Raw genomic sequence first — 17510 nt, 5'->3', positions numbered from 1 at the left:
GCCCCCCTAGAACCGCTGCGCGCCGTCCAGGCGGATGGTGGTGCCGTTGAGGAAGTCGTTCTCGCAGATGTGGGCGGCCAGCTGGGCGTATTCGTCGGGATCGCCCATGCGGTGGGGGTTGGGGACCATGGGCCCCCACTTGGCCTGGGCCTCCTCGTCGGTCATGCGGGCGGAATAGGCCAGGGTCAGGAAGGTGCCCGGCGCGATGGCCATGGCGCGGATCCCGATGGGCGCCAGGTCGCGGGCGATGGTCAGGGTCATGCCGATGATGCCGCCCTTGGCCGCGGAATAGGCCGCCTGGCCCGGCTGACCCTCGAAGCCCGCGATGGAGGCGGTGTTGATCACCACGCCGCGCTGGTTGGAGGCCAGCGGCTCGTTCTTCGCCATGGCCTCGGCGGCCTGGCTGGTGACCGCAAAGGCGCTGTTCAGATAGACCCCGACGGTGTGGGCGAAGTGGGCCAGCGGGATGCGCTTGCCCTCGCGATTGACCGTGCGGGCCGCGCCCGTGGCGCCCGGCGCCGGCGGGCCGCCATGCACGACGACGGCGGCGCGCAGGGGGCCGAGGTCCACGGCGGCCTGGACCGCCCTGGCGATGGAGTCCTCGTCCATGATGTCGGTGCGGACATAGACCGAGCCGTTGCCGAGCTCCTTGGCCAGAGCCTCGCCGCGGGCGTCGGCCACGTCGGCGATCACCACCTTGACGCCCCGCTGGGCGAGGCGACGCGCCGTGGCGCTGCCGAAGCCGCCGGCGCCGCCGGTGACCAGGGCCGAGGCGTTGGTGAGATCCATGGTGTCCTCCCTTGTCTTGCAGCCGCGCGCCCGCCGCGCCGACCCGCGTTTCGGGCATCCTGTCCGCACGCTTTCGAAAACGCGAGGCTGTCGTCGCGGCAGGCCTCGTCAGATCAAGCTCACCGCTTGGCCTGCTGCCTGGCGAGCTGCCTTTCGAAGTCGGCCTGCTGGGCGTCGATCAGGGCGAGGTAGCCGGCGCGGTCGATGAACGGGTTGGGGCCGGACTTTCCCAGGCGGGCCTGCTTGGCCGGCGCGTCGAAGAACTCCGGGTGCGGGGCCAGGAAGACATCGCCGGGCAGGGACCGGGCGATGGCGAAGGTGTGGCGGTAGTCGGCGACGATGCCGGGATGCTGCTCGGGGACCAGGCGGTTGGCCGCGACGCTGGCGCTGCAGAAATAGAGCGCGGTGTGGCGGCTCCCGTCCCTGTCGATGACCGGCCAGGACCAGCTGGTGCAGCCCTGGGTGTGGCCGGGCGTCAGGTGGGCGGTGAGCTTCAGCCCGCCCAGCTCGACGCTCTCGCCGTCCTTGACCGCGCGGTCGAGCTTCACCGGCGGGAAGTCGAAGCTCTTGGTGGTTTCGGAGCCCGGATAGACCCCCTTCTCCAGGGCGTAGCGCTCGCCCTGCGTGGAGATCAGTTGGGCCCCGGTGTCGGCCTTCAGCTTCGCCAGGCCGCCGACGTGGTCGAAGTGGGCGTGGCTGGTGAGCAGCAGCTTGACGTCGGTGAGCTTCACCCCGAGGGCGGCGATATTGGCCTCCACCAGGGCGGCGTTCTGCGGCAGGCCGACATCGATGAGCACGGCGCCCTTCGGCGTCTTGATCAGCAGGGCGCTGAGGCCGGCCGTGCCCACCTGATAGGTCTCGCCGATGATCCTGTAGGGGGCGGCGGGCTGGGCCCAGGCGGCGCTCTGGGCCAGGGCGGGGGCGGCGGCCAGGCTCAGGGCGGCGGCGAGCAGGATCGTCTTCATCAGGGGCTTTCCGGCGAGGGGGAAGTGGGCGAAGTCTGGCTGCGCGGCGGGCGTCTGTCGACGCCCGGCCGGCCAATTTCCAGTGGATCACCCCGCGCGGGCATCCCCCTTCGCCGGGGGAGATGTCAGTGACCGGCGGCGGGCGGCGAGAGGCGGGTGACGTCCTGCGCCGTCACCGGTTCGGGATAGGCGTTGCCGAAACTGGTGCGGACATAGGTGATCACCGCCGCGGTCTGGGCCGGGCTCAGCAGGTCGCTGAACCAGGGCATGGCGCCGCGGCCCTTGGTGACCATGACGATGGGATAGGCGGCTGTCTTGAGCTTGGGATTGCTGGCGAGGGACGGGAAGGCGCCAGCGCCCACGGCGCCCTTGCCGTCGGCCATGTGGCAGGCCTGGCAGACCATCTGGTAGACCTGCTGGCCGGTGACCGGGGTCGGAGGCTTGGAGCCGCCGGGGCCGGGTTCGTCGGCCAGGGCCGGGGCGGCGAGCAGCAGCGCGGCGGCGGCCGCGGCGAGGGCGAGCTTCATGGTCAGGCCTCCAGGGCGCGCTTGTGCAGACGGGTGATGGCGTCGATGGAGGAGAGCAGCGCCCCCTCCATCCAGCAGCCGACATAGGATGCGTGCTCGCCGGCCAGGACCACGCGGCCGTCCATGGCCACCAGGGTCTGGTAGTGGGCCGCGCGGGTCTCCTCGGTCCAGCGGGCGCAGCAGCCGAGGATCCAGGGGACGCGGTTCCAGGCCACCGAGGCGCCATTGGAGAACTCCTTGCGGTAGCTCTCCGGGTGGAAGACCGAACCCTGGGCGAGGGCCGCCTCGATCCGCTCCTCGGGGGTCATGCCGGCCAGGTGGTAGCCGCCCATGCCGCTGGCGAAGGCGCCCAGCAGGACGGCGGGACCGTCCTTGAGGAAGTTGTTGTTGGGGTAGGAGACCAGGCCGATCTCCTGATTGGTGAAGGAGTGGCCGCCATAGATGGCGGCGTCCTCCTCCCAGAACCGGCGCTTCATCTCCAGGCCGATCTTCACCGAGTTGGAATAGGGGACCGCGGCGATGGCGGCGTTCATCTTCGCCGACATGTTGTTCTCGATCTGGCTGAGCACCGTCAGCGGAATGGTGCAGACGCACCAGTCGGCCTTGGCCTCCGTCACCACACCCGTGCCGGTGTCGGCATAGGTGACGACGACGCCCTTCTTGCCCTGGTCGATCCTGGTGACCTTGGCGTTGTAGGTGATCAGGGGCTGGACCTCGCGGGCGAAGGCCTTGCCGATCATGCCCATGCCGCCGACCGGCTGGAACATGGTGGTCTGGAACTCGTCGTTCATGAAGAACGCCATGTTGCGCCAGATCCTGGAATCCAGGACGTCCTTCAGGCCAAAGAGGTCCGAGGGGGTGGGCGCGCCACCCACCCCGCCGCCGGGCGGCCGCTCGAAGCCACGGTGCTCCGAGGAGCGCAGGTTCTTGGCGTACCTCATGTCGCCGTCCAGCATGCCCCACTCGCGCAGGGCCTCCTTCAGGCGGTCGCGGTCCTCGGCGGTGACGGCGGCGTCGAGGCTCTTCTGGTCGAGCGCCTTGCCCAGCAGCTCGGCCACGTTGCCTTCGAAGTCGGCGGCGAGCGCCTTGAAGCGCTGCGGCTTGCCGCCGAAGGCGTCGGTGTTGTGGACATAGGCGTTGTGGTTGAACTGGATGAAGGGCTCCAGGGCCACGCCGAAGGCCTTGCAGTAGTGCAGCAGGGTCCGGTGGTGGTGCGGGATGCGCCAGGGGCCGGGGTTGAGATAGTTGCCCGCCGCGAAGCCTACCTTCTGGGTCGCCCCGCCCATCTCGGTGATGGTGTCGCCGCCATAGAGGGACCAGTTCCGGCCCCCCGCGCGGTCCTGGCATTCCAGCACCTTGACCTTGTAGCCGGCCTTGGTGAGCTCATAGGCCGCCAGCATGCCGGCCAGACCCGCCCCCAGGACGATGACCGAGGCGCCCTTCTTGGCGCCCGACAGGTTGGGCGGGCCCTTGAACCGGGTCTCGGCGGCGTAACCCAGGGTGGTCATCATATTGTACATGAGGGCCGAGCCGCCCAGCATGCCGATGGTGGACAGCAGCTGCCGCCGCGTCGTCCTCTGACCCGTCTGTTCCACGTGGGCGCCCTCCCCTGACCTCGACCAAGTCTGTGGGTTAAGGAGGCCGCCGCGCCGGCGCCAACCGACAGTGCGGGGGCGCGCGGCTTTTGGCCGGGCTGCCTGCGCTTTGACGGGCGGGGCGCGAAAGTGGCCAGGGATCGGGCAGTTGGCCGGTACGCTGGACGCTTGACCTTGACCATCCCGCGCCGCACAAACCGCGCGAAATTCGAACCCTTGTTTGGAGAGACTTCCATGGCGGACATCCGCTTCGACGGCAAAGTCGCGATCGTCACCGGCGCCGGCGGCGGCCTGGGCAAGCAGCACGCCCTGGAGCTGGCCCGGCGCGGCGCCAAGGTCGTGGTCAACGACCTGGGCGGCTCGATGGACGGGTCCGGCGGCTCCTCGGCCGCGGCCGACGCCGTGGTGGAAGAGATCAAGGCCATGGGCGGCGAAGCCTTCGCCAACGGCTCCTCGGTCACCGACGACGCGGGCGTCGCCCACATGGTCAAGCAGACCATGGACCAGTGGGGCCGCATCGACGTGCTGATCGCCAACGCCGGCATCCTGCGCGACAAGTCCTTCGCCAAGATGACCATGGAAGACTTCGAGCTGGTGCTGAATGTCCACCTGATGGGCACGGTCAAGCCGACCAAGGCCGTCTGGGAGATCATGCGCGAGCAGAACTACGGCCGCATCGTGGTGACCACCTCGTCCTCGGGCATGTACGGCAACTTCGGCCAGTCCAACTACGGCGCGGCCAAGCTGGGCATCATCGGGTTCATGAACACGATCCGCCTGGAGGGCCAGAAGAACAACATCCACATCAACGCCATCAGCCCGGTGGCCGCCACGCGGATGACCGAGAACCTGATGCCCCCCGCCATCCTGGAAAAGCTGAAGCCGGAATACGTCACGCCGGGCGTGGTCTACCTGGCCTCGGACGAAGCCCCCACCGGCGCGATCCTGACCGCCGGCGCCGGCGCCTTCGCCCTGACCCGCCTCTATGAAACCGAGGGCGTCTATCTCGGCGAGGGCGGTCTGTCGGTGGAAGAAGTCCGCGACAACTGGGCCAAGATCTCCGATCCCACGGGCCAACAGGCCTACCTCAACGGCGGCGAGCAGAGCGGGAAGTTCTTCCGCAAGATGCAGGGCGGCTAGATTTCCACCTGACATCGCCAGATGCTGCAAAGGGCGGCCCCGCAAGGGCCGCCCTCTCCTTTTGTTGCGGTGATTTCACTTGCTCCCGTCTCGCCAATCGAGCCTAACCTAGGGGCCAGCACGCCCCTTGAGAGGCGCGGCCTTTCGGGAGCAGGGATCTTAATGAGCGACTCTTCGGCGGTTCGAGCCAGACGCCTGCCGCTCTCGACGGCCGTGGCTTTCGCGGCCACCAGCCTGCCCATCTCGGCCGTCGCGATCGCCATCTCCGTCTACCTCCCGCGCCACTACGCCAGCCACCTCGGCATCGACCTGGCCCTGGTGGGCGCCGCCTTCTTCATCGTGCGGATGATCGACATCCCGGTCGACGGCCTGCTGGGCTGGACCATGGACAAGACCCGCACCCGCTGGGGCCGCTACCGGCTCTGGACCATCCTGGGCGGGCCCGTGCTGATGGCGGGGATCTACTTCCTGTTCATGCCACCGGAGGGGGTCGGGCGGACCTATCTGATCGTCTGCCTGCTGGTGATGTACCTGGGCAACTCGATCCTGGCCCTGTCCCACGCCGCCTGGGCCGCGACGCTGGCGCCGCACTATGACGACCGCTCGCGGCTGTTCGGTATCATGACCGGGATCGGCGTCCTGGGAGCGGCCTCGATCCTCGCCATCCCGATCATTAACGAGGCCCGCGGCGCCTCGGACGCCGGCAACATCGCCACCATGGGCTGGTTCATCTTCATCCTGACCCCGATCGCCGCGGCCCTGGTGGTCTGGCGAACGCCGGAGAAGATCGCCCCCGAGGTCCCGGGCCATTCGTTCCGGCTGCGCGACTATGGCGCCCTGATCACCCGTCCCTCCTTCCTGCGGATCTTGCTGGCCGACCTTTGCCTGTCGCTCGGTCCGGGCTGGATGAGCGCGCTGTATCTGTTCTTCTTCACCGACAGCCGCGGCTTCACCACGGGCCAGGCGAGCATCCTGCTGGCCATCTACATCCTGGCCGGTTTCGCCGGCGCGCCGCTGATGGGGCGGCTGGCCACCAGGATCTCCAAGCACCGGGCGGTGATGGTCGCTACCACCGGCTACTCCCTGGTGCTGATCTCGCTGATGGCCATTCCGCAAGGCAACATGCTGATCGGCGCGATCCCCATGTTCATGGCCGGTTTCCTGGCCGCCGGCTTCAACGTCCTGACGCGCGCCATGACCGCCGACGTCGCCGACGAAGTGCGCCTGGAACAGGGCAAGGAGCGTTCGGGCCTGCTCTACGCCATCACCGTCATGACCACCAAGATCGCCGGCGCCTTCTCCATCGGCCTGACCTTCTTCGTGCTCTCCAAGGTGGGCTATCTCGCCGCCGACGGCGCGCAGAACACGCCCGAGGCGATCCACAACCTGGAGCTCGCCTATCTCATCGGCCCGGTGGTGTTCGTGATGCTCGGCGGCGCCTGCATGATCGGCTACAAGCTCGGCGCCGATCGTCACGCCGAAATCCGCCGCGAACTGGATGAGCGCGACGCCCTCTATGACGAGGCGCCGATCATCGAGAGCGTGACCGCCGAAGCCGCCATCGCCACCCCGCCTGGCGCCAGCTGAGGCCCGCGCCGGGCGGATGTTGGATTCTGTCGCGTGCGGCCCCTTGAAACCACTTGCTTCGGCACAGGTGATCGCGCGTAACCTATCGCGGTGACTCAAGCCTCCGATGAGTGAGCTGGGTGCGTACGGAGGAAGCGGATTTTGACCCAGACCACGGCGGCGCCCAACCAAGGTCGCCTATCTCTCACCACCATCCTCGCCTTCGCCTGCACCAGCCTGCCCCTCTCGGCCCTGGGGGTTGCGATCTCGGTCTATCTGCCACGCTATTTCGCCAGCCACATCGGTGTGGAGTTGGCGGTGGTGGGCGCGGTGTTCGCCACCGTGCGGATGATCGACATCCCCCTGGACCCCGCGCTCGGCATGATCATGGACCGCACCCGGACCCGCTGGGGCCGCTACCGGTTGTGGACGGTGATCGGGACGCCGATCCTGATGCTCGCCCTGCTGATGCTGTTCCAGGCGCCGGAGGGGTCGGGTCGGCTCTATCTCGGGGGCTGGTTGCTGGTCATGTACCTGGGCACCTCGATCCTGGGCCTGTCACACTCGGCCTGGGCCGCCACCCTGGCCACCAACTACCATGAGCGCTCGCGCATCTTCGGGGTGATGACCGCGGTCGGTGTGCTGGGCTCGGTCCTGGTGCTGGCCATCCCAATCCTGCTGGAACAGCGGGGCATGACCGACGCCCAGAGCGTCCAGGCCATGGGCTGGTTCGTCATCGCGCTGACGCCCATCGCCGTCCTGTTTGTGGTGGCCCGGACGCCCGAGCGGATCACGGTGGACCTCCACACGGGCCACTTCACGCTCAAGGAATACTGGGGGCTGATCTCCCGGCCCAACATCATTCGCATCCTGGCCGCCGACCTTTGCCTGTCGCTCGGCCCCGGCTGGATGGCCGCGCTCTATCTGTTCTATTTCAAGGACGCCCGCGGGTTCAGCACCACCGAGGCCAATATCCTGCTGGCGGTCTACATCCTGGCCGGGTTCGCCGGGGCGCCGGCGATCGGCTGGTTGGCCGCCCGGATCAGCAAGCACCGGGCGGTGATGGTCGCCACCACCGGTTATTCGCTGATGCTGATGATGGTCGGCTTCCTGCCCAAGGGCGCCATGGGGCTGGCCCTGCCGGCCATGTTCGCCGCCGGGTTCCTGGCTGCGGGCTTCGGGGTCATGACCCGGGCGATCACCGCCGACATCGGCGACGAGGTGCGGCTGGAGGGCGGCAAGGAGCGGATCGGCCTGATCTACGCGCTGACCGTGCTCACCGCCAAGGTGGCCGGGGCCTTCTCCATCTTCCTGACCTTCACCGTGCTGGCTCGGGTGGGCTACAACGCCAAGGAAGGGGCGATCAATTCCGCGCAGGCGATCCACAATCTGGAGCTGGCCTATCTGATCGGCCCGATCGTCTTCGTCATGCTGGGGGGCGCCTGCTTCATCGGCTACAAGCTGGACGCCACGCGCCATGGCGAGGTGCGCCGCCAACTCGACGAGCGCGACGCCCTCTATGACGAGGCCGCGATCATCGAGAGCGTGACGGCCGAGCCTGCCAATGTTGTTCCTCGCCCCCCCCATTAGAGCGTTCCAAGGCCTTCCGAGGCATATTTTGACTTTTGATTTTTTGAGCCGGCGCGTTCTGCGCCACCCCATTTGGAGACTTTCATGACGGTTTCGCCCTCTGCGAGCCAACGGCTCCCCTTGCCCATTGTGTTGTCCTTCGCCTCGACGGCCCTACCCGTCGCGGCCATCGGTCTGGTGATGGGCGTCTACCTTCCCCGGTTCTTCGCCGGGCACCTGGGCCTGAGCATGGTGGCGGTGGGCGCCGCGATCACCATCGTGCGCCTGATCGACCTGGGCCTCGACCCGCTGCTGGGCATGGCCATGGACCGAACCAAGTCGCGGTGGGGACGCTACCGGCCGTGGCTGGTGGTGGGCGCACCCTTCGTGATGCTCGCCGTCTACATGCTGTTCATGGCCAATCCGGGAGTCACCGAGGGATACATCATCGGCTGGCTGCTGGTGCTCTATCTGGGCATCTCGATCGTCACCCTGGCCCAGGCCGCCTGGGGCGCAGCCCTGGCCACCGACTATAACGACCGCTCACGGGTCTACGGGGTGATCAGCGCGGTGGGGGTGATCGGCGCCGTGCTGATCCTGGTGGTGCCGCTGGCGGTGAAGGGCAGCTTCGCCAACGGCGTCCACGCCATGGGCTGGTTCTGCATCATCCTGCTGCCCATCACCGTGGTCATCTGCACGATGATCAGTCCCGAACGCGTGGCGCCGCGGGCCGCCAGCCCGCAGGCCAGCTTCGCCGACTACTGGAAGCTGCTCACCCGGCCCGAGATGCTGCGGCTGGTCTTCGCCGACTTCGTGCTGGCGCTGGGCCCCGGCACCACGGCGGCCCTCTATCTGTTCTTCTTCCACGACGCCCGGGGCTACACGACGCCCCAGACCTCGATCCTGCTGATGTTCTACATCGCCGCCGGCCTGGCCGGCGCGCTGTTCTGGAGCTGGCTGGCCCAGAGGATGGGCAAGCACCGGGCCCTGATCCTGGCCTCGGTCTGCTACGCCGTGACCCAGTCGATGCTGATGATCATCCCCAAGGCCACCATGGCGCTGGCCATCCCCGGCATGTTCGCCGTGGGCTTCGTCTCGTCCTCCTTCGTGCTGATCGTGCGCGCCATGGTGGCCGACGTGGCCGACGAGGTTCGCTTGGAGACGGGCGAAGAGCGGGCTGGATTGCTCTATGCGCTCGTCACCACCACCCAGAAGATCGGCTCGGCCATCACCGTGGGCATCAGCTTCACCGTGCTGGGCCTGGTGGGCTACAACGCCGCCGAGGGCGCGGTGAACACCCCCGAAGCCATCCGCGGCCTGGAGCTCTGCTACGTCTTCGCCCCCGTCATCCTAGTCTTCTTCGGCGGAGCCTGCTTCATCGGCTGGAAGCTGGACGCGGTGCGCCACGGCGAGGTCCGCCGTCAGCTCGACCTGCGCGATGCGCTGGCCGCCGAGGCCGAGTTGCTGCAGGCCGGCTCCGGGTCGAACCTGGCCGACGGCAAGCCGGGCGCCGGCTGAGCGGCCTTAGAGCACGTCAGGCGGAAGTGGATACCGGTTCCGCCGCCCGACGTGCTCTAATCTTTTGAATCTAGACCCTTCTTTCCGTTTCAAATGGGTCCATCTGAAACGGTCAGGGTCTAGAGCAGGGCCTTGGCGATCTGGTTGAAGACGTTGGCCGCCGGGCTCTGGGGCGCGGCGGCCGTCACCGGCCGGCCGTCGTCGCAGGCCTGGCGCAGGGCCTGGTCCAGCGGGATTTCGCCGAGCAGGGGCAGGCCCAGCCTGGCCGCCTCTGCCTTGCCGCCGCCCTCGCCGAAGATCGGGATGCGGGCGCCGGTGGCCGGGTCGGGGAAGTAGGACATGTTCTCCACGAACCCCAGGATCGGGGTGGCGGTCTTCTGGAACATGGCGACGGCCCGGCGGGCGTCGATCAGGGCGATCTCCTGCGGGGTGGAAACAATGAGAACCCCGTCGAGCTTGATCTTCTGAACCAGGGTCAGCTGGATGTCGCCGGTGCCCGGCGGCATGTCGACCACCAGGATGTCGAGAGGTTCGGCCTCGGTTCCCCAGGCCACGTCATTGGCCATCTGGCGCACGGCCGAGGAGGCCATGGGCCCGCGCCAGATCATCGGGGCGGCCTCGTCCACCAGGAAGCCGATGGACATCACCTTCATCCCCCAGGCCTCCAGGGGGATCAGCTTCTTGTCGGGGCCGAAGCCCGGGTCGCCGTCCACCCCCAGCATGCGTGGCGCCGACGGACCATAGATGTCGGCGTCCAGCAGTCCGACCCGCAGGCCCATGGCGGCGAAGGCGGCGGCCAGGTTCACCGAGATCGTGGACTTGCCCACCCCGCCCTTGCCGCTGGCCACGGCGATGACGCGGCGGACGTGGTCGGGCCGGGCGGCGTCCACCGGCGGCTTCGGCGCGGCGGCGGGATCCTGGGTGACACGGGCGCCCTTGACCACGCGGGTGACGCCGGGCGCCGGTGGCGGCGGGGCGTCGGCCTGCACGGTCAGCATCACCTGGGCCTGGGCCACGCCGTCGACGCGGGAAAGGGCCCGCTCGGCCTCGGCGCGGGTCGGTTCGTAGAGCGGGATGTCGGTGGCGGCGACCTCCAGCACGAAGCCGGCGCGGCCGGGCGCCAGGTTCAGGCCGTGCACCAGGCGGGCGGAGACCAACCCCTTGCCGGTCTTCGGGTCGAGCACCCGGTCCAGGGCCGCGAGGATAAGGGCCCGTTCAGGGGCGGTCGGGGTGTCCATGACGCCTGTGTGTCTTGCTTTGCGGGCTCGCGCGCCTCATATCCGGCTGACAGCGCCGGTTTACAAGCCCGACGACAGGCAGCCAACGCAGCCGCCGCGCCGAGACAAAAGAAGCAGACGACGCGACCATGCCCTGGAACGACAATGCGAACCCCGGCCCCTGGGGCTCTCCGCCGTCCGGCGAGGGCGGTGGCGGCGACAAACAACCTCCGAAGGGGCCCGGCCCCCAGCGCGGCGGCCCACGCCGTCCGGGCGGTCCCGGCGGCGGCCCCGACATCTCGGCGATCTTCGACCGTCTGATCGCCCAACTCCGCGCCACCTTCGGCGGCCGCGGTCCCGGCGACCCGGTGCGTCCCGGCGCGGTGGCCGCGGTGGCCGGCGCCGGCTTCGCCCTCTGGGCGTTGTCGGGCCTCTATATCGTCCAGCCCAACGAGGCGGCGGTGGTCACTACCTTCGGCGCCTATTCGCGCTCCGAGACGCCGGGCCTGCGCTACCGCCTGCCCGCCCCCATCGAGCATGTGGAGAAGGTGGCGGTCACCAGCCTCAACCGGATCGACATCGGCGGCTCGGCCGGCGCCGACGTGCCGGAAGAGAGCCTGATGCTGACCGGCGACGAGAACATCGTGAACCTGGACTTCAGCGTCACCTGGCGCGTCGCCGACGCCGCAAAATACGTGTTCACGGTCCGCGACCAGGAGGACGCCGCCAAGGCCGTGGCCGAGAGCGCCATGCGCGAGGTGGTGGGCAAGACGACCTTGCAGGACATCCTGACCACGGGCCGGGGCCGCGTGCAGATCCAGTCCGCCGAGCTGATGCAGAGAACCCTGGACGGCTGGGGCGCCGGCGTCAGCATCGTCGAGGTCCAGATCCGCAGCGCCAACCCGCCGCAGGAGGTGGTCGCCGCCTTCCGTGAAGTGGCCAATGCCGGCCAGGACGCCGAGAGCGCCGTCAACGAGGCCAACTCCTACCGCAACCGGGTGATCAACGAGGCCAAGGGGGACGCCGCCAAGCTGACCCAGTCGGCCCAGGGCTATCGCGAGCAGTCGGTCCGGGAAGCCATCGGTGAAGCCTCGCGCTTCAGCCAGATCCTGACCGAGTACAAGCGCGCGCCGGGCGTGACCCGCGACCGCCTCTATATCGAGACCATGCAGCGGGTGCTGTCGCGCTCCAACAAGGTGGTCATCGACGGCAAGGGCGCCAGCGCCCCGATCATCCTGCCCCCCGACGTCTTCCGCGCCAAGACGCCCACCGCCCGCGTCGCACCGCAGGCCGAGGGCGGCGAGACCGTCATTCCCAGTCCCGGAGCTCCGCGATGAACCGCCGCCTCACCATCTGGGGCCTCATCGCGCTCGGCGTCGTGGTCGTCCTGTTCAACACCCTGTTCATCGTCGAGCAGCGCCAGCAGGCCATCGTCGTCCGCTTCGGCGAGCCCGTGCGGGTGATCAACGCGCCCGACGAGAACGCACCGGGCCTGAAAATCAAGGCGCCCTTCCTCGAGAACGTCATCAAGCTCGACAAGCGCAACCTGAAGCTCGAGGCCGACAAGGAAGAGATCATCGCCGCCGACCAGGAGCGGCTGGTGGTGGACGCCTTCGTCCGCTACCGCATCTCCAACCCGCTGCAGTACTATCGGACCCTGCGCGACGAGCGGACGGCCAACGACCGCATCGAGCGGCTGCTGAACTCGTCCCTGCGCCAGATCCTGGGCTCGGCCACCTCCAGCGACATCATCTCGGGGCGCCGCGGCGCCTTGATGGCTCAGACCAAGGTGGACGTGGCCAAGCGCGCCAACTCCTCGCGCCTGGGCATCCAGATCATCGACGTGCGGATCAAGCGCGCCGACCTGCCCGCCGCCAACCAGGCGGCCGTCTACCGTCGCATGCAGACCAGCCGCCAGCAGGAAGCCGCCCAGAGGCGGGCCGAGGGCGAACAGAAGAAGCGCGAGATCATCGCCGGCGCCGACAAGGAGGTGGCCATCACTCTGGCCACCGCCACCGAGGAGGCCGAGACCACCCGCGGTGAGGGCGACGCCCAACGCACCCGGATCTTCGCCCAGAGCTTCGGGCGCGATCCCGGCTTCGCGGCCTTCTATCGGTCGATGCAGGCCTATGAGGCCTCCCTTGGCCAGGGCGACACGACCATGGTGCTGTCGCCCGACAGCGCCTTCTTCAAATACTTCCAGCGCGGGCCGAGCGCGCGGTAGGGGGCGCGAGCCCCCAACCGCGTTTCCCGACTCAGCCGCAGGCCGCGCCCACGCCGCAGGCCTGGGCCGCCGGCTGGACCGCCAACAGCTGCTCATCCTCGCCATAGCTGGTGGCGCCGCCGAAGGTGAAGAAGGTCTCCCAGCGCACCCCGGCCGGGTCGTTGACCCAGGCCTTGTCGGACTTGGCGTAGCAGCAGGTGGCGGCCTCCTGATCCAGGGTCGTCTCGCCCGCCGCCTTCAGCCGGCCGGACAGTTCGTCGAGCTCGGCGCGGCTGTCGACCTGGATGCCCAGGTGGTCGATCCCTGGCGCGCGCTCGCGGGCCGAGATGGCGAAGTTCACCCGGGGGTCTTCCAGCATCCACTTGGCGTAGTCGGCCTCGACGACGCTGGGCTGGGTGTTGAACAGGGTGGAGTAGAAGCCGATCGACTGGTCGAGATCGGCGACACCGACGTGGATGTGTAGGCGCTTCATGGCTGGCTCCTGGTGTTTGATTCCATATTTCGAGAATTATGGAACTATATGAGCGGCGTCAAGGGGCGGGCGTTGGGCGAGCCCGTCATGGGTCAGGGGTGAAACAGTCCCCTCACCTCGTGCAGGTCCGCGGCGATGCGGACGCAGAGGCCGTGCATCTCCTCGGTGGGGTCCAGCAGGTCGGGGACCATGATGGTCATCATGCCGGCCGAGGACGCGGCGCGGACGCCATTGTGGCTGTCCTCCAGGGCCAGGCAGAGGTGGGGTTCGATCTCCAGGCGCCCGGCGGCCTTGAGGAAGGGGTCGGGATGGGGCTTGCCCTTCACATAGTCGCCGCGGGCCACGACGGCATGGAAGCGCGGGATGATCCCGGACTTGCCCAGGTGGGCCTCCACCGCCCGGTGGCTGGAGGAGGTGGCGATGGCGCGCGGCAGGCCCAGGGCGTCCAGGGTATCCAGCAGCTCCAGCACCCCCGCCTTCAGGGCTATGCCCTCTTCGCAGGCGCGATCGACATGCTCCATGACCCGGCTGTTGAAGGCGATGATCGGGAAGTCCTCGCCGAAGTGGTTGAGCACCTGACGGTCGCTCATCGGGCTGGGCAGTCCGATCATGCTCTTGAACAGCGAGAGCGGCATGTCGTGGCCGTGCTCGGCGGCGGTGGCGAACATGGCGTCGCGATAGACGACCTCGGTGTCGCAGAGCAGGCCGTCCATGTCGAAGACAACGGCCTTGGGGATGCGGGGCAGGCTCATGGCCTGGCCATAGCGCGCTTGGCCAGGCTACGCCCAATCAAGCCTGGCGTCAGTCTGTAACGAAGTCCTGGATGGCGTAGCCCTGGAAGTGCAGCAGGGCGGTGAGGTCGAAGTGGTCGACCTTGGCGTCGGCCTCGGCGGCCACGATGGGCTTGGCGCGGTAGGCGACGCCCAGGCCCGCCGCGTTGATCATGGCCAGGTCGTTGGCGCCGTCGCCGACGGCCAGCGCCTCGGCGGGGGTGAGGCCCAGGGCGGCGGTCTCCTCGCGCAGGGCGGCCAGCTTGGCCTCGCGGCCGAGGATGGGGCGGGCCACCTCGCCGGTCAGCAGGCCCTCGGCCTCGATCAGGGTGTTGGCGCGGTTGGCGTGGAAACCCGCGGCCTCGGCGACCCGGCTGGTGAAGAAGGAGAAGCCGCCGGAGACCAGGAAGGCCCGCGCGCCGTGGGCGGCCATGGTGCGCACCAGGGTCCGCGCCCCGAGGTTCAGCTCGACGCGCTCGTCGTAACAGCGCTGCAGGACGTCGACGGAGAGCCCCTTCAGCATGGCCACCCGCTCGCGCAGGGCGGATTCGAAGTCGAGCTCGCCGCGCATGGCCCGTTCGGTGATCTCCGAGACCTTGTCCTTCACGCCGGCGAAGTCGGCCAGTTCGTCGATGCACTCGCAGCCGATGATGGTGGAGTCCATGTCGGCGATCAGCAGGCGCTTGCGGCGACCGTTCCAGTGCTGGACGCAGGCGTCGACGGGCAGGCCCTCGAGCGCGTTGGCGACGGCGATGCGCACCGGGGCGATGGCCTGCGCCTCCAGGGCCAGGTCATAGGCGCCGGGACCGAGGAGCCGGGGCTCCTTGACGCGGGCGCGTACGCCTGCGAGCGCTGCGTTGACGAGGTCGACACCGGCCTGGGCCGCTTCGGGCGTGGGACTGACGAGGGTAAGGGCGAGCTGCATGGAGCCCCGCATCTGGCTGATCGCCGGGCCCACGGCAAGCGGCAAGTCGGCCCTGGCCCTGCGTTTGGCGCAGAAGACCGGGGCCGAGATCGTCGGCGCCGACGCCCTGCAGATCTATCGCGACCTGCGGGTGGTGACCGCCCGCCCTTCCCGCGAGGAGGAGGCCCGGGTCCCGCATCACCTGGTGGGGACCGTGGACGCCGCCGACGGCTGGTCGGTGGGGACCTGGTCGCGAGCGGCGACCCAGGCGCTGGCCGAGATCACCGGGCGAGGCCGCTCGGCCGTGGTGGTGGGGGGCACCGGCCTCTACTTCCGCGCCCTGACCCACGGCCTGGCGGAGATTCCGGCGACGCCGCCGGAGATCCGCGACCGGGCCGCCGCCGACTATGAGGCGATGGGCGAGGCCGCCTTCCGCGAGCGGCTCGCCCAGGCCGACCCGGCCGCGGCCGCCCGCATCAGCCCCGGGGACCGCCAACGGCTGGCGCGGGCCTGGGAGGTGTTCGCCGCCAGCGGCGTGTCGCTCTCCGACTGGCAGGGACGCACCGATCCGGTCCTGCCCGAGGGCGCATATTCCGCCGTCGCCCTGGAGCCTGACCGCAAGTGGCTCTACGACCGCTGCGACCTGCGGCTGGAGACCATGCTGGCGGCCGGCGCCCTGGAGGAGGTGGCGCAGCTGATGGCGCGCGATCTCAACCCCGCCCTGCCGATCCTGAAGGCCGTGGGGGTGCGCGAACTGGCCGCCCAGCTGCGCGGCGAATTGACTCCGGCCCGGGCCCTGGCCGCCGCCCAGCAGGAGACCCGCCGCTACGCCAAGCGCCAGTCCACCTGGCTGCGGGGGCAAATGGCCGAATGGCCAAAGATCACCGCGTTGGACCCCGACGCCCAATGGAGGCAGTTTCTTGCGCTCGACCCCGGCTTGACGCCCTGACGGGGGCATGGCATCAGCAAGGAGCTTCGTTTCGGAGAATGCTCGTGCGCGAGATTCTTGTACTTGTACGGCGACCTGTCGCGGGCTGACGATCACGTCAGCCTGACCAAGGTCGCTTGCACCAGGCCCTCCGAGGGCCTTTTTTATTGCCCAACCTAGGCGCTACCCAAATGACCGCCCACCAGACCATCGAAGCCGACATTGAAACCCTGACCGGCGCCGAGATCGTCGTGCGCGCCCTGATCGACCAGGGTGTCGAGGTGCTCTTCGGCTATCCGGGCGGCGCGGTGCTGCCGATCTATGACGCCCTGTTCGACGAGCCGCGCCTGCAGCACGTCCTGGTCCGCCACGAACAGGGGGCGACCCACGCCGCCGAAGGCTATGCGCGGTCCACCGGCAAGTGCGGCGTGGTCCTGGTGACCTCCGGCCCCGGCGCCACCAATGCGGTCACCGGCATCGTCGACGCCCTGATGGACTCCATCCCCATGGTGGTCATCACCGGCCAGGTCGCCACCCATCTGATCGGCACCGACGCCTTCCAGGAATGCGACACGGTCGGCATCACGCGGCCGATCACCAAGCAGAACTATCTGGTGAAGTCGGTGGAGGAGCTGCCGCGCATCCTGCACGAGGCCTTCCATATCGCCACCTCCGGCCGCCCGGGCCCGGTGGTCATCGACATCCCCAAGGACGTGCAGTTCTCCAAGGGCGCCTATCGGGGCCCGGGGGCGGTCAAGCACAACCACGAGTACAATCCCCGCACCAAGGGCGACGCCGGCAAGATCGCCGAGGCCGCGGCCCTGATCGCGGGCGCCCGCAAGCCGATCCTCTATACCGGCGGCGGCGTGATCAACGCCGGCCCCAAGGCCGCCCAGCTGCTGCGCGACTTCGCCAAGCTGACCGGGGCGCCGGTGACCTCCACCCTGATGGGCCTGGGCGCCTTCCCGGCCTCCGATCCCCAGTGGCTGGGGATGCTGGGCATGCACGGGGCCTATGAGGCCAACCACGCCATGCACGACTGCGACGTCATGGTCTGCATAGGCGCCCGCTTCGATGACCGGGTCACCGGCCGGCTGGACGCCTTCTCGCCGGGGTCGAAGAAGATCCACATCGACATCGACCCGTCGTCGATCAACAAGAACGTCCGCGTCGACATCCCGATCATCGGCGACGTCGCCAACGTGCTCGCCGACATGCTGACGGTGTGGAAGGCCGAGAAGCCGGCGATCGACCGCACCGCGCTCGCGGCTTGGTGGCAGCAGATCGAGACCTGGCGCGCGGTCGATAGCCTCGCCTACCGCAACC

The 17510-nt window shown here is 68.9% G+C and carries 16 protein-coding genes; 8 read left to right on the top strand and 8 right to left on the bottom strand.

The features are described from left to right. Positions 1 to 6 precede the first annotated feature (6 nt). The 4 genes from Q7T09_RS19720 to Q7T09_RS19705 form a co-directional block, all read right to left on the bottom strand. A complete protein-coding gene (locus Q7T09_RS19720) occupies positions 7 to 789 on the bottom strand; it encodes an SDR family NAD(P)-dependent oxidoreductase (RefSeq protein ID WP_304701910.1) in 783 nt (260 codons plus the stop codon). A 119-nt stretch (positions 790 to 908) separates the two neighbouring features. Next, complete coding sequence (bla, locus tag Q7T09_RS19715) at positions 909 to 1754, bottom strand: subclass B3 metallo-beta-lactamase (RefSeq protein WP_304701909.1); 846 nt, start codon at positions 1752 to 1754, stop codon at positions 909 to 911. Positions 1755 to 1879: 125 nt separating this feature from the next. Further along, a complete protein-coding gene (locus Q7T09_RS19710) occupies positions 1880 to 2281 on the bottom strand; it encodes a cytochrome c (protein ID WP_304701907.1) in 402 nt (133 codons plus the stop codon). Positions 2282 to 2283: 2 nt separating this feature from the next. After that, on the bottom strand, positions 2284 to 3876 hold the full coding sequence (locus Q7T09_RS19705) for a flavin monoamine oxidase family protein (RefSeq protein WP_304701906.1): 1593 nt from the start codon (positions 3874 to 3876) through the stop codon (positions 2284 to 2286). Between the two features lie 234 nt (positions 3877 to 4110). On the opposite strand from Q7T09_RS19705, the gene Q7T09_RS19700 reads away from it, so the two are divergent. The 4 genes from Q7T09_RS19700 (at position 4111) to Q7T09_RS19685 (ending at position 9669) form a co-directional block, all read left to right on the top strand. Further along, positions 4111 to 5016: an SDR family NAD(P)-dependent oxidoreductase gene (locus tag Q7T09_RS19700; RefSeq protein WP_304701905.1), complete on the top strand. Its 906-nt coding sequence runs from the start codon at positions 4111 to 4113 to the stop codon at positions 5014 to 5016. 162 nt (positions 5017 to 5178) lie between these two features. Further along, entirely contained in the window at positions 5179 to 6603 is a 1425-nt protein-coding gene (locus tag Q7T09_RS19695) for an MFS transporter (RefSeq protein WP_304701903.1), read from the top strand. Positions 6604 to 6744: 141 nt separating this feature from the next. Then, positions 6745 to 8172 carry an MFS transporter gene (locus Q7T09_RS19690; RefSeq protein WP_304701902.1) on the top strand — a complete coding sequence of 476 codons (1428 nt, stop codon included), beginning with the start codon at positions 6745 to 6747 and terminating at the stop codon, positions 8170 to 8172. Positions 8173 to 8301: 129 nt separating this feature from the next. Beyond that, on the top strand, positions 8302 to 9669 hold the full coding sequence (locus Q7T09_RS19685) for an MFS transporter (protein WP_304701911.1): 1368 nt from the start codon (positions 8302 to 8304) through the stop codon (positions 9667 to 9669). A gap of 119 nt (positions 9670 to 9788) precedes the next feature. Here Q7T09_RS19685 and Q7T09_RS19680 read toward each other — a convergent pair whose 3' ends face one another. Next, the gene (locus tag Q7T09_RS19680) at positions 9789 to 10907 is read right to left on the bottom strand and encodes an Mrp/NBP35 family ATP-binding protein (RefSeq protein WP_304701901.1); all 1119 of its coding nucleotides are present in this window, start codon (positions 10905 to 10907) and stop codon (positions 9789 to 9791) included. A gap of 128 nt (positions 10908 to 11035) precedes the next feature. Between Q7T09_RS19680 and hflK the strand changes: the two genes are divergently transcribed. Together hflK and hflC are read left to right on the top strand one after the other, a co-directional pair. Further along, positions 11036 to 12223, top strand: coding sequence for an FtsH protease activity modulator HflK (gene hflK, locus Q7T09_RS19675; protein ID WP_304701900.1), 1188 nt, complete (start codon positions 11036 to 11038; stop codon positions 12221 to 12223). Next, on the top strand, positions 12220 to 13110 hold the full coding sequence (gene hflC, locus Q7T09_RS19670) for a protease modulator HflC (protein WP_304701899.1): 891 nt from the start codon (positions 12220 to 12222) through the stop codon (positions 13108 to 13110). Before hflK ends, hflC begins: the two co-directional genes overlap by 4 nt. A gap of 31 nt (positions 13111 to 13141) precedes the next feature. Here hflC and Q7T09_RS19665 read toward each other — a convergent pair whose 3' ends face one another. The 3 genes from Q7T09_RS19665 to serB all read right to left on the bottom strand — a co-directional run bounded on the left by Q7T09_RS19665 (position 13142) and on the right by serB (position 15277). Continuing rightward, a complete protein-coding gene (locus Q7T09_RS19665; RefSeq protein WP_304701898.1) occupies positions 13142 to 13582 on the bottom strand; it encodes an ArsI/CadI family heavy metal resistance metalloenzyme in 441 nt (146 codons plus the stop codon). Between the two features lie 92 nt (positions 13583 to 13674). Beyond that, entirely contained in the window at positions 13675 to 14334 is a 660-nt protein-coding gene (locus Q7T09_RS19660; protein ID WP_304701897.1) for an HAD family phosphatase, read from the bottom strand. A 49-nt stretch (positions 14335 to 14383) separates the two neighbouring features. Further along, positions 14384 to 15277, bottom strand: coding sequence for a phosphoserine phosphatase SerB (gene serB / locus Q7T09_RS19655; RefSeq protein WP_370689295.1), 894 nt, complete (start codon positions 15275 to 15277; stop codon positions 14384 to 14386). On the opposite strand from serB, the gene miaA reads away from it, so the two are divergent. Next, a complete protein-coding gene (miaA, locus tag Q7T09_RS19650; protein WP_304701896.1) occupies positions 15276 to 16205 on the top strand; it encodes a tRNA (adenosine(37)-N6)-dimethylallyltransferase MiaA in 930 nt (309 codons plus the stop codon). The two genes, serB and miaA, sit on opposite strands and share 2 nt — an antisense overlap. Before the next feature lie 170 nt (positions 16206 to 16375). Further along, positions 16376 to 17510 (top strand): thiamine pyrophosphate-binding protein (locus Q7T09_RS19645; protein ID WP_304701895.1); only part of this gene is annotated, 1135 nt, incomplete at its 3' end.

It is taken from the genome of Phenylobacterium sp., from assembly GCF_030645195.1.
GTDB lineage: Bacteria > Pseudomonadota > Alphaproteobacteria > Caulobacterales > Caulobacteraceae > Phenylobacterium.
The sequence above is the reverse complement of the archived record's forward strand: the minus strand, read 5'-3'. Positions and strand labels throughout refer to the sequence as shown.

What these genes read in the sequence shown, in the direction of transcription:
- Q7T09_RS19720 (WP_304701910.1), bottom strand. Translation starts at nt 789, where the DNA reads ATGGATCTCACCAACGCCTCGGCCCTGGTCACCGGCGGCGCCGGCGGC.
- bla (WP_304701909.1), bottom strand. Translation starts at nt 1,754, where the DNA reads ATGAAGACGATCCTGCTCGCCGCCGCCCTGAGCCTGGCCGCCGCCCCC.
- Q7T09_RS19700 (WP_304701905.1), top strand. Translation starts at nt 4,111, where the DNA reads ATGGCGGACATCCGCTTCGACGGCAAAGTCGCGATCGTCACCGGCGCC.
- Q7T09_RS19660 (WP_304701897.1), bottom strand. Translation starts at nt 14,334, where the DNA reads ATGAGCCTGCCCCGCATCCCCAAGGCCGTTGTCTTCGACATGGACGGC.
- miaA (WP_304701896.1), top strand. Translation starts at nt 15,276, where the DNA reads ATGGAGCCCCGCATCTGGCTGATCGCCGGGCCCACGGCAAGCGGCAAG.
- hflC (WP_304701899.1), top strand. Translation starts at nt 12,220, where the DNA reads ATGAACCGCCGCCTCACCATCTGGGGCCTCATCGCGCTCGGCGTCGTG.
- Q7T09_RS19710 (WP_304701907.1), bottom strand. Translation starts at nt 2,281, where the DNA reads ATGAAGCTCGCCCTCGCCGCGGCCGCCGCCGCGCTGCTGCTCGCCGCC.
- Q7T09_RS19665 (WP_304701898.1), bottom strand. Translation starts at nt 13,582, where the DNA reads ATGAAGCGCCTACACATCCACGTCGGTGTCGCCGATCTCGACCAGTCG.
- Q7T09_RS19695 (WP_304701903.1), top strand. Translation starts at nt 5,179, where the DNA reads ATGAGCGACTCTTCGGCGGTTCGAGCCAGACGCCTGCCGCTCTCGACG.
- Q7T09_RS19680 (WP_304701901.1), bottom strand. Translation starts at nt 10,907, where the DNA reads ATGGACACCCCGACCGCCCCTGAACGGGCCCTTATCCTCGCGGCCCTG.
- hflK (WP_304701900.1), top strand. Translation starts at nt 11,036, where the DNA reads ATGCCCTGGAACGACAATGCGAACCCCGGCCCCTGGGGCTCTCCGCCG.
- serB (WP_370689295.1), bottom strand. Translation starts at nt 15,277, where the DNA reads ATGCAGCTCGCCCTTACCCTCGTCAGTCCCACGCCCGAAGCGGCCCAG.